The sequence below is a fragment of the Mediterraneibacter gnavus ATCC 29149 genome (genome assembly GCF_008121495.1).
Taxonomy (GTDB): Bacteria; Bacillota; Clostridia; order Lachnospirales; family Lachnospiraceae; genus Mediterraneibacter; species Mediterraneibacter gnavus.
The window spans coordinates 2,462,442-2,475,304 of sequence record NZ_CP043051.1 but is presented as its reverse complement, the minus strand read 5'-3'; the positions used below and the strand labels follow the sequence as shown (position 1 = coordinate 2,475,304).

Sequence of the window (12,863 nt, the reverse complement as noted above, 5' to 3'; positions counted from 1 at the left end):
GTGCCTCCTATATACTCATACACGAATAGTAATTGATAATCATGCCTGAAACACCACATACTGCCGTAATCCCCATAAGAAGGCAGGTTGCGTTTTTATTTTTGAAATCCCACTCTCTCAGCATAAACACAGTACAGAAAAGAAAAGCAAAATTCATGATCCATCCGGTTCTGTATCCAGACGCCCATACTGTCGGCGAAAATCCCATAACAGCCTTTGTTGCCAGTCCCATAACAAATGTTCCGATCAGAATCCACGTTGTCCATGTATTTTTTCCAAACAAATAAAACAAAATCAGAATCAAGCAACACACGCCAATAATACTTCCTACTACAATATATGTTTTGTAATTATAAACTCTGTCTCCAACAAAAATTCCCATCTCCTGTACTAAGCTAAAAGGTAATCTCTCATCACCACGATATCCATGCATTTTACTAAGTGATAACAGAAAAAATGCCGGAATCGCACCTAACACACGATACTGCCATTTTTTATATTTCTGCCAGATTAAAACCATCAGTGTAAACAGCATCATAAAAAAGAATACATTATCCTGCAGGAAAATCTCCTTGATCACCGCACTGATCCCTAAATCCACTTTATTGAACAGTGACATATCTGCAAACACTGGAAACCATGCTTCAATTTCTTTCTCTTTCCGTATGACATTTCCAGGGCTCAGTATAATATAGATTAAAGACAGCACACTCAATCCGGTCTGTATGGCTGCGTATTTATAGATTTTTTTAGTACTAAACCAGCAATAGAGATCAAATATCACATATGCCATCAATATAACGACTGACATCTGTTCTGCGTTTGCTCCGATCAGCAGACAGGCACTGTAAAAAATCATTTCAAAGCCATTGATTTTTTCATGCTCTAAAAATTTCCTCAACGGATACAGCCCCATAATTCCAAAACTGAGCGGCCACATATAGTTTACAGTCGTTGCAATCCAACCTGCAGAATTCAAGATCGTATACGTAATAGTCACTACGAGCATACTGGTGATTGTATTAATATAAATACTGTCTTCTGTCTTTTGAATTGCCATTTTAGATAAAAATATTGCCACACAGGTGATCAGAGCGGAATCCACGATTCTCCAGAAATATAACGGCGCTCTTACTGTAATCATAAGAAGCAATTCTATCGCTGTACGGGAGGACCATTCCATATAGCGCTGATGAAGCCATGTCAGAAATGAAAATCCCTCTGAACAGGCAACCTCTTTAAACCAGAGATCATCTCCAAAATCAGGGACAATTCCTTTATGTATCCATAATTCGACTAAAAACAGAACGACAAACGGTACATAGACCGCACTTTTCTTTTTCCACGCCTTTTGCATTATTTTTCTCCTTTTTGTTTTTCGCCTATGAATTATATCACACTTACTATTTTTACTCAATATTCCAGACTTTTCCTGTTTTTGCGAAAAAATGGGGCATTGCATGACATTTCGCAACACCCCACACTTTCTTTTTTAGATCCTTAAACTAAAATCAGTTTTATCCAGAGTCAGATTCGGACTATAATACGGATCCCCTTCATTCAGAATTTCCTTCCATCTGTACTGGAATGTCCGGATTTCTCCCTGAAATCGAAGTACTTTTTCTTCTGTATCTTCCAATCCTCTGGATTTTGATTCATAATGATGCAATTCTGCATATGGATTATAAACAACTAAATATCCTGCTTCTCTGACTTTCAGGCAAAAATCCACATCATTGAATGCTACTGCCAGCTTTTCCTCAAATCCATTGACTTTCTCAAATACTTTTCGTTTCGTCATCAAACAGGCTGCTGTAACTGCACTGTAATCCTGAGCTGTTACAATTCTTCCAAAATATCCCAGAGAATCTTTTGGTTCTCCGACAAATGTATGTCCGGCAACTCCGCCAAGTCCTATGATCACACCTACATGCTGAATGGTATCGTCCTCATAATATAATCTTGCTCCGACAATTCCCACATCATCACGCATGCAATATCCAAGCAGTTCTTCAATACAGTCTGGATTGATGATTTCTGTATCATTATTTAAAAACAGAAGATATTCGCCTTTGGCAAATCCTACTCCGTAATTATTAATCGCAGAATAGTTAAATTCCCGCTCCCAGAATACCACTTTTACTTTTGGATTTTCTGCCTGAAGTTTTTCATAATATGCAAAGGTTTCTTTCTTTTCGCTGTTGTTCTCGATTACAATATATTCAATGTTTTTATAAGTTCCTTTTTCTTCAATTGAACGGATACACTTATCCAGATCTTCTGTGTGGTCTTTGTTTGGAATGATCACAGATACCAGAGGCTGCTCTTTTAGACGATACTTACTTCTGTAAATTCCGTTTAACTGTTCCGCTGAAACTTCGGCGTCAATTCCACATCTGTCATAATGCGCCTGAATCGCACGGATTCCTGCTTCAAAAGCATATCTCTTGCTTTCCGGATTCTCCGCTGTTGAATCCTTATGCGCACGCCAGTGATACAAAATCTTCGGAATATGCCGGATATTCACTGCCTGCTCTGCACACCGCAATACAAAATCATAATCCTGCGCACCGTCATACTCATGATTTAACAGACCAACTTTTTCAAAAAGACTTCTCTTTACCACAAACAAGTGGCAGATGTAATTTACACTTCTGAGAAGGTCTATGTTAAAATCTGTCTTAAAATGCGGCTGGAAATGTTCTTTTCCATCCATAGAAATTTTATCTTCATCTGTATAAATCGCCTCAATTGTCTGATCCTGATTCAACAAACGAACACACTCATAAAAAGCATCCGGAGCAAGCAAATCATCATGATCTCCGAACGCAATATAATCCCCTGTGCAGATTTTCAATGCTTCATTTGTGTTGTCTGATATATGAAGCTGGTTTTCATTGTGAACAACCTTAATTCTTGCATCTTTAGCTGCATACTGGCACAATTTTTCTTTGATCGGAGAATCTTTTCCGCTTCCATCTGACATACACAATTCCCAGTTTCCATAAGTCTGCTTCTTAATAGAATCTATCATTTCATCCAGATATTTTTCTGGTGTTTTATACAATGGAACTACGATTGAAATTTTAGGTTCATACGTAAAATGCTGTTTTCTTTGTTCCGCAAGCATTTTCTCAGTTGGGAAATGCGTCTTCATCCAGTTTTTATAAGAAACTTCGTCCTTATGTGTAAGCTTTGTGTAAAACCGGTCAATTGTCCGTTTTATTCCGAACTGCTGATAGTACACATATGCTTTGAATCCACTTTTTTTCAATTTCTGGATTCCTTTTTTTATTTTAGACGGTTTTAAAATCAATTCTGATCTGGCAGTCTGCTTTCCTGATTTCATTACAATTTTAATCTTTTTAGGAACTGAGCCACTGCACTCTGCTGTAAAACCGTGTACTTCTTTCTCTGTACATTCTGGATAGTGACGCATTACATCATTTCTTCTTTTATACTTTATCACGTTATCCAACTTACGGTCTTCACTGTCATATAACGTAATTTTCACTTCCTCTGTACTTACAAACCAGCCTGTTACACGGAATACTTGATTCCCTACCGTACCACCATCAATACAGTGTTCTATTTTATTCTCCAACTTTTCCAGATGTGAAATTTTTATCCTCAGACTTTCTCTCATCTGATTCTGACACTGATTAACCAACGTCAGATATTTTTTATTTCGCCAGTCTTTTGGCAATTTTACCCAGAGATACATTCTATTCTTAATTTCTGCTTTTCCATCCGCACATTGATGAGCATCTACTACATCTGTATGCTGCTCTGTTTTATAAACCAGCTTTTCATCATCAATACTTGCTACGAGTTGATTCTCCCCCATCTCATTCTCCGCGAACCAGCCCTGTATCAGCAGAGTATTTCTATCTTTTACATGAAATCTATATGCTGTCACATAAAATTCGTTTTTCATCCTGTTCTCCTACTTGAATAACTTGTATAATAATTTCATAAAGATCACAATAAAAGCAACAAAACCAAGAAGTACCACAAACGTCTCCACATCAAATCGATGGCTGATATATCTGGCCGCAAGCGCTCCCTGCGTCTCATTGTTTTTAATGCTCAGAACTTGTGCTCCCTCTTCTTTTTGAGGCACTACATAAAAGCTTACGCCATTTGCAGCATCTGCCCCTGTCTCTGTAATCTCAAACAGATATTCTTTTCCTTTTGCAGACTCAACCGTTTCTATATCGAACCGATTGAATTTATTATTTTTAATTTCGCTTGCTTTCGTACTTCCTGATGCGACTTTCTTATTTGTCTTAGCATCCCGAAGAATATACTGTACTTCTACATCTTCTACATTCCCAGTTACAGAGCACTTAATATTTAGCCCATCCAGAATATCTTCTTCACTTACAAACTCCTGACTTATCGTTTCTCCTTCCAGAAGCACTCCTGTACTGATAAATGCTGACGTATCTGCATTTCTGTCATATAAATATGAGTTTTTATCAATATGCGCATACAGAAAAGCCAAAACTACAATAATCAGAATTCCTATGCCTGTTTTTATATATTTTTTCATTTCAACAATTCCTCTTTACGCTTTTTCATATATGCTGCATATTTCCTGAGCATCTCCAAACATCTTCAACACCCCATGATCCAGCCATACTACCTTATTACAAATTTTTTTCACCTGTTCGATACTATGAGACACAAATAAAATTGTTGTTCCCTGATCTTTCATATTCTGGATTCTGGCTTCACACTTTTCCTGAAATCGAAAATCTCCAACAGACAGCACTTCATCCACGATCAGAATATCCGGAATCCCGATTGTTGCGATCGCAAATGCCAGGCGGGATACCATTCCGGAAGAAAAATTCTTGACGGGAACATCCATAAACTCACTTAATTCCGAAAACTCTACGATATCTTCATACTGTGCTTCCATCTGTGCACGATTATAGCCAAGCAGGGCTCCATTTAAAAACACATTTTCTCTGGCTGTCAGATCCATGTCAAATCCGGCTCCCAGTTCAATCAATGGTGCAATGTTTCCTCCGACTGTCACTTGTCCTTTTGTCGGCTTTAGCACTCCTGCAATAGTTTTCAGCATCGTACTTTTTCCACTTCCATTTAGACCAATAAGTCCTAAAGAGTCTCCTTGCTTAACCTCAAAAGAAACATCCTTTAGCGCCCAGAATTCGTCATAAGAAACCTGCTTTTTCAAACTCTTTATCACATATTCCTTAAAACTGTCAAACTTCTCGGAAGACAAACTGAATCTCATCGAGACATGTTCGACACTGATAATTGTTTCATGTTCCATACACTTCTCCTAAATATTCAGTATAAACTCATCCTGATTTTTATAAAATACATACGTTCCCAATATAAGCGCAACTGCCACTTCCACAACTCCCAGTACAACTGCTGAAAATGTTGGTAAAGTATTATAAAACATCACATCCCGGAACATCTGTACCATATTCGTCAGAGGATTGATATTTACAACTGTGCGGACTGACTCGGGCAGAATTGACATTGGATAAATAACCGGTGTCAAATACAATAGACCTGTTGTAAATACGGAATATAAATGCATAATATCCCTAAATTTAACAGTCAAAGCTGCGAGCAGCATCCCCACACCCAATGAAAACAAAATAATCATCGCCAACGGGATCACACTGAAGATTACTGTCCAATGCAATTCTGCACGCATTGCCACCATGACCAAAATCAATGCTACCAAAGATGCCATCAGATTGATAAAACTAGAGAACACTCTGGCAATCACAAACAAATATTTAGGTACATATACCTTTTTGATCAGTGCTGCGCTTCCTATGATCGAAGTCATGGAACTTGTCGTCGCATCATTAAAAAAGTTAAAAATTAACTGACCGCTCAAAATGTACAGCGGGAAATTTTCAATATCAAATTTAAAAATACTGGAAAACACCACTGACAGAATAATCATCATAAACAGCGGATTCAACAGTGTCCACAGCACGCCCAATACAGACCGCCGATACTTAATCTTGATATCTCTCGCCACAAGTTCTGCTAAAAGCGGCTGAAATTTTTTAAAATTCTGAATATAACTTGACACAATCTTCCTCCGGCTTCTATTTATTCAATTCTTTGATTCCGCCCCATTTCTGATCTTTTTCAGAAATTGTCAGCTCCATATCTTCCGGAATCGGCCATTCAATCCCGATATCCGGGTCATTCCATGCCAGACCGCCCTCATCATTTGGATGATAGAAATCTGTACATTTATAAGCAAACTCTGCTGAGTCTGACAGTACAACAAATCCGTGTGCAAAATCCTTCGGAATAAAGAACTGCTTTTTATTCTCTGCTGAAAGCACAACTCCATACCACTGTCCATAGGTCTTAGAGCCTTTTCTCAAATCTACAGCAACATCGAATACTTCTCCGCTTACCACGCGAACAAGCTTGTCCTGCGGATAATTGATCTGGAAATGGAGGCCACGGAGTACTCCCTTTTTCGAGCTGGATTGATTGTCCTGAACAAATTCCATATCAATTCCGGCTTCTTTATAGTCATTGTAATTATAAGTCTCCATAAAGTATCCTCTCTCGTCCCCAAATACAGCTGGAGTAATTACTTTTAACCCTTCAATTTCGCAAGTTTCTACTTTAATTTTTCCCATGATTAAAATTCTCCTCTATTTCTGATCAATATATTTTCCGTCCAGAACATCTTTCAAATATCGTCCATACTGGTTTTTCTGATAAAGTTCACATGCTTTTCCAAGTTTTTCTTTATCGATCCAGCCATTATTGTATGCAATCTCTTCCAGACATGCAATTTTACGATTCTGATGTGTCTCAACTGTTTTTACGAAATTTGTCGCATCAACCAGTGATTCATGTGTTCCTGTATCCAGCCATGTAAATCCCTGCCCAAGCAGTGCCACATCCAGATTCCCTTTTTCCAGATAAATTCTGTTCAGATCCGTGATCTCCAGCTCTCCTCTGGCACTTGGTTCGATCTGTTTGGCATATTCTACCACATGATTGTCATAAAAATACAATCCAGTCACTGCATAATTAGATTTTGGATGCTCTGGTTTTTCTTCCAGTGAAACTGCCTTTCCATCCTGATCGAATTCAACCACACCAAAACGCTCCGGATCGTCCACATAATATCCGAATACTGTCGCTCCATCTTCTTTTGCCGCAGCGACTTTGAGCCGTTTGCTCAGTCCATGCCCGTGGAAAATATTATCTCCCAGGATCATCGCACAGCTTTCCCCGTTAATAAACTCTTCCCCGAGTAAGAATGCCTGCGCCAATCCGTCCGGTGATGGCTGCACCTTATAACTGAGCTGGATTCCAAACTGGCTTCCATCTCCTAAAAGTTCTTCAAATCTCGGTGTGTCATCCGGAGTTGAAATAATCAGGATCTCACGGATTCCTGCTTCCATTAGAATACTGAGAGGATAATAAATCATCGGCTTGTCATAAATTGGAAGTAACTGTTTACTTGTTACCTGTGTCAACGGGTAAAGTCTTGTTCCTGATCCCCCTGCTAAAATAATACCTTTCATCTTTCAATCTTCCTCCTGTTCGTAGATTCAACCTCATAACGCAAACCAGCAGTATCCTAGGATACTGCCTGTTTGAACGCATTATTTATACATTTCTTCGTAATATTTCTGATAGTCACCGCTTGTAACATTCTTCATCCATTCCTCATTCTCAAAGAACCATTTGATCGTCAAGCGAATACCGTCTTCAAACATTGTTTCCGGATACCAGCCCACTTCTTCTTTGATCTTATCCGGCGCAATAGCATAACGTCTGTCATGTCCTTTTCTATCTTCCACATATGTGATCAGCTTTTCACTGACAAGTTCTTTTCTTGGATCTCCCTCTGGCAACATCTCCTGTAATGTATCCAGAATAATGTGGATAATCTGAATATTCTGTTTTTCATTATGACCGCCAATATTATACGTCTCAAAAAGTCTTCCTTTTTCCTGAACCATGTCAATTCCTTTTGCATGGTCTTCTACATACAGCCAGTCTCTGACATTCTTTCCGTCTCCGTATACCGGAAGATTCTTGCCCTGCAGAGCATTGTTAATGATCAGCGGAATCAACTTCTCCGGAAACTGATACGGGCCATAGTTATTGCTACAGTTTGTGATATTTGCCGGAAATTTATACGTATCCATATAAGATTTTACCAGCATATCCGATGATGCTTTACTTGCAGAGTATGGGCTGTGCGGATCGTACGGAGTTGTCTCATAGAAATATTCTCCCTCTTCTTCCAGTGATCCATACACCTCATCTGTAGAAACATGAAGGAATTTCTTGCCCTCCTTAAATGTTCCGTCAGGAAGCTCCCATGCTGCTTTTGCCGCATTGAGCATCACAAGTGTCCCGAGTACATTTGTCTTTACAAATACATCCGGATTTTTAATGCTTCGATCAACATGACTCTCTGCAGCAAAATGTACTACTCTGTCAATCTCGTTCTCTTCAAAAATCTTGTTAATCGCATCTGCATCACAGATATCTGCCTTTACAAATGTGTAATTTTCTCTGTCTTCTATATCTTTCAGGTTCTCAAGATTTCCTGCATATGTCAGCTTATCTACATTGATGATGCGGATTTCGTTGTCATACTTTTTAAACATGTAATGAATATAGTTTGATCCAATAAACCCGGCTCCACCGGTTACTAAATATGTTCTCATAATTTTAACCTCCAATATATTCTTTAGAATTATAACATTTCTTTAACATCTATGCAACAATTTTAATTGCATCACTCCGAATAACTCTTAATACGATTTTAAAATAAAAAAGACCCCTTACATTCCATTCATCGAAACATAAGGGGTTCTTTCCTCAAATTCTGTTTATTTGTTTTTTAATACATCCATCATATTTACAATCTGGTATCCATAATTTTTGCTGCTTGCCCATCCTGTTCCACTTGGATTTTCTTTAATTCCCAGCCATTCCACATAAGGTGCTGAATTGCGGGTAACATATTTAAATCTTGGATCTACACATGCATTTTTTAAAGCTTCAGAAGAAGCATAGGCCTTCAGATGCTGGATCTGTGCCCGAATTCCGGTTCTAACGTCCGGAAAACTTGCTGCCTGCCCCTGTGAATTGCCATCCAATGCTCCCAGTCCCGCAAAATTGAATTGTTCAATCTTTACTATACCACCAAATTTCAACCATGCACTTTCTTTCATGGCCTGCGCAAACGCAACTTCAGCTTTTACTCCTTCTGCTGTCGCCTCGTCATAATATATCTGGCAAAAATCTCTCAACGTAGGAGCTCCACCTTTTCCAAGTGCTTCCGCAGGATACTGATTTCCAGTACTTTCATAATAACGCATCATCTGTTCCACTGTAGTAGTACTCTCCCCCATAATCGGAGTTAAATTTTCAGTATTCTGTTCTGATGAATTACCAGAAACCTCATATGTTGTTCCAGCTACAAATGCATAGATACTTGTTTCTGTTAAGATATATACATGGATATTATATGTACCTTTATTATTCTGGTGTCTGGACAGTTCCACTTCTGCTTTATATGTTCCATCACCTTGTTTTTCAGCGGAATACCAGACAATATCACTTTGATCTTCTTTGCTCCAAACCGGAATCTGCACTTCCTGCACTCCGGATTTAGAAGATACATTCTTTACAACAACATCAAAGGTTCCTTTTGCAGCATTATAGTTTTTTACTTCTATTGTTCCTTTCGGTTTTGAAACTTCAAATGTGTCTGCAACAAGAAACTTCTGTACTCCATCAATCATTCCATATACATGAACATTATAGCTGCCAGCAGTTTTATGATTACTAATCTCAATTTCTGTACTCCATGCATCTGCATTTTTCTGTGTTCCCTGATACCAGATCAAATCATCCTGTCCGTTTGTATCACTCCACACTGCAAACTGCACACTACTGACTTTCCCAAGCGCATTTGCATTTTCTATCGTGGCAGTGTATTTCTTTTCTTTCCCATCTGCATTCGATATACTTACTTTGGGCTCCATTTTGCTTACATCTTTGCTTGTACCGTCCACAAACTGCATGATACCGTTTTTGGCAGTTACATATGCATGGATATTATATATTGTATTCTGATTGTGATTCTTTGTCTTCACAATCACTTTATAGCTGCCATCACTCTGTTTATCTGCCTGATACCACACAATATCACTCTGATTTGACTCGCTCCAAACTGGAATATATACTGCATTGACGCCTGATTTTGAAGTTACATTTTTCAAGATTACTTCAAAACTTCCTTTTGACTCGCTGTAATTTTTCACTTCCAGAGTTCCTGTCGGAGAACTCACTTTAAAAGTAGTATTTCCAATTAACGTCTGCTTTTTCCCAACTGTGCTGTATACATGGACATTATAAACACCTGCTGTCTTATGATTTACAATCGAAATTTCTGTACTCCATGTAGATGATTTCTTCTTTGCATCATACCAAATCAAATCGTCCTGTCCATTTACGTCACTCCACACCGCAAACCTTACCTGATCTGCGTTTCTGACATTCTTTGCTGTCAATTCATACTGGCTTTCTTTTCCGGTCTCATCTTTTGCTGTAATCTCAACTGCAGAAGCTTCTACCTTCTGCGTAGTAGAAGCAACCATCGTCTGACTTCCGTCATTGCCCAGAATATATATGTGAATATTATATGTACCAGTATTATTTTTGTGGTTTGCAATGTCTACTCCTACTTTATATGTTCCATCAGACTGTTTCTCTGCTCTGTACCAAACAATATCACTCTGACCCCTAAGACTCCAAACCGGAACCTGTACTTCTTTGACCCCTGCCGGTGCCACTATATTTTCGACAACTACATCAAAAGTTCCATTTTCAGCACTATAATTCTTAATTGTAACATCTGCGCTTGGTCCCACCACTTTAAATGTAGAATTTCCAATAAATACCTGTTTGCCATTCGTGAGACTTGCATAGGCATGCACCTGATAGATATCTCCTATTTGATATCCTGATATACTTACATCCGCTTCCCATACTCCACTTGACGTTTTCTGAGCTGTAATCCATCTGATATCACTTTGATCACCTTTACTCCAAACCGGAAACTGTACACCGCTTACTTCATCTGGCATATCTGCAAAACTCAGTTTCACACGGTATAAGTCTTGTCTTCCATCAACTGCAGAAACCTTCAGTTTTGCAGATGTATCTTTTGAAACACGAAATGTCGTATTACACAAGATTTTCGTAGATGATGAATTGTATACATGCACATTATATGTCCCTGCTGATTTTTTGTGGTTTTTGATATCAAAATTTACTGTCCCACTGTTTCCGGATACAGAATACCACTTCAAATCATCCTGTCCATTGTCATCACTCCATACTGCAATTTGTGCTCCGGCACCAACTCCACTCACCTCAATCTGTGCAGTTCCATTAAAATCATTTTTGTTCTTAATCTGCACAGTTGCCTGCTCGTTTCCGTTATTGCCTTTGCTGAACCCGTAAGTTGCTGCAATTCCTGCTGCATCTGCTTCTCCCAGCTTTTTCAAGAAATTCTCATCTTTCAATTTCGCGGCATCAGATGCACTGTCTAAGAATGCGTGTTCTACGATCACCCCTGTCATTCCATACTGTTTAGAAAGATAGTTTGTCGTAAAATAGTCATCTTTATTTCCATTCGGATCTGTCTCTCCAGTCGTACCGTCTTTAATCTTTGCACCACGATTTCTTAATCCAAGTGCTGACAACTCGCTCAGAATCTTATTTGCCAGATTCTGACCTTCCTGATGGATTCCTTCATTATAGCTTTTGTTTGGATAGTAAACCTCGGCTCCCGTTCCCCCTCCTGTATTGAAATGAATATCTACAAATACGGTCGCTCCGAGTGCCGCTGCATCTTTGATTCTCTGATTCAGGCAATAGCTTGTATTCTGTCCCGGATATTTACAGGAAATAGAATCTCTGTCCATATACACTGTAACTCCCTGATACTGCTCCAATGCCTGTTTGCAATACTGTGCAACTTTAAAAGTAAGCTCTTCTTCTTTTAGTCCATTGCCGCTGGCTCCTGTATGTGTCGCATCATGTCCGGCACAGATCACCACCGTTTTATTGGCTCTTGCTTCTCTTGCAAGCGGTGATACAGGATCTGCCTCTTCCAGCACTCCTGCCACAGTTTCCTCAATGTTCTCTGTATCTGAAGAAGCCTCGATCACATTTCCGTCTTCACTAAGTGAATATACTGCCACATCCGGCACTGCTTCCTCTGAAGAATTCTCCTCTTCCGGTTGTACTGTAACTGTATAACCCGCATCAATTTCTTCATCCAGCAGATTTACCGTAGAACTTACTCCCGAGCTCTGATATGTCAGGCTATCCAGCTGATACACATCTTCTGCTGATCCTTCCGGATAATCCTGTGTAAACAAAACTGTATTGTTCACAATTGCTGACGCCGGCATTTCAAACTGTTCACCTGTAACAACAGAACTATAATGTAGAACTGCAGATTCCAGCACCAGGCTCTCATCCGAAAATCCAACTGCTATATTCTGTGTCTGTGGCATATTGACCACTGCTTCATCCACATATACATACTCCAGAATTCCTTCCAAAGGCTGCTGTGTTGTCTCCTGCTGTGTGTCTGTTTCATCTAAAGTCTGCTGTTGCTCCTGTGATTGTATATCTGCTTCTCCTGCAACAGAATCCATCTCCCCAGCTGCCGCCACATTCATTCCAGCTGTAGTAAACACCATCATAAACACCAGTAACAGCGTAAGTACTTTCTGTACTTTTTTCATTCTTTTGTTTTAACCCCTTTCTCTCTTGCGTAATATCTATAT

Annotated in this window: 9 protein-coding genes; all 9 read right to left on the bottom strand. The window is 39.1% G+C overall.

Annotated elements, in window-relative coordinates; translation table 11 throughout:
* Positions 1 to 7: 7 nt before the first annotated feature.
* Entirely contained in the window at positions 8 to 1,357 is a 1,350-nt protein-coding gene (locus tag FXV78_RS12205; protein ID WP_009243947.1) for a DUF6056 family protein, read from the bottom strand.
* Positions 1,358 to 1,492: 135 nt separating this feature from the next.
* On the bottom strand, positions 1,493 to 3,937 hold the full coding sequence (locus tag FXV78_RS12200) for a glycosyltransferase family 2 protein (protein ID WP_004844496.1): 2,445 nt from the start codon (positions 3,935 to 3,937) through the stop codon (positions 1,493 to 1,495).
* 9 nt (positions 3,938 to 3,946) lie between these two features.
* Entirely contained in the window at positions 3,947 to 4,555 is a 609-nt protein-coding gene (locus FXV78_RS12195; RefSeq protein WP_004844497.1) for a hypothetical protein, read from the bottom strand.
* Between the two features lie 15 nt (positions 4,556 to 4,570).
* Positions 4,571 to 5,305, bottom strand: a complete 735-nt coding sequence (locus tag FXV78_RS12190; RefSeq protein WP_004844498.1) for an ABC transporter ATP-binding protein — start codon at positions 5,303 to 5,305, stop codon at positions 4,571 to 4,573.
* Between the two features lie 9 nt (positions 5,306 to 5,314).
* Positions 5,315 to 6,091, bottom strand: a complete 777-nt coding sequence (locus tag FXV78_RS12185; RefSeq protein ID WP_004844499.1) for an ABC transporter permease — start codon at positions 6,089 to 6,091, stop codon at positions 5,315 to 5,317.
* A gap of 16 nt (positions 6,092 to 6,107) precedes the next feature.
* Positions 6,108 to 6,659, bottom strand: coding sequence for a dTDP-4-dehydrorhamnose 3,5-epimerase (rfbC, locus tag FXV78_RS12180; protein ID WP_004844500.1), 552 nt, complete (start codon positions 6,657 to 6,659; stop codon positions 6,108 to 6,110).
* Positions 6,660 to 6,674: 15 nt separating this feature from the next.
* The gene (gene rfbA / locus FXV78_RS12175; protein ID WP_004844501.1) at positions 6,675 to 7,559 is read right to left on the bottom strand and encodes a glucose-1-phosphate thymidylyltransferase RfbA; all 885 of its coding nucleotides are present in this window, start codon (positions 7,557 to 7,559) and stop codon (positions 6,675 to 6,677) included.
* 81 nt (positions 7,560 to 7,640) lie between these two features.
* On the bottom strand, positions 7,641 to 8,717 hold the full coding sequence (gene rfbB, locus FXV78_RS12170) for a dTDP-glucose 4,6-dehydratase (protein ID WP_004844502.1): 1,077 nt from the start codon (positions 8,715 to 8,717) through the stop codon (positions 7,641 to 7,643).
* A 165-nt stretch (positions 8,718 to 8,882) separates the two neighbouring features.
* The gene (locus FXV78_RS12165; protein ID WP_004844503.1) at positions 8,883 to 12,821 is read right to left on the bottom strand and encodes a GBS Bsp-like repeat-containing protein; all 3,939 of its coding nucleotides are present in this window, start codon (positions 12,819 to 12,821) and stop codon (positions 8,883 to 8,885) included.
* Positions 12,822 to 12,863 lie beyond the last annotated feature (42 nt).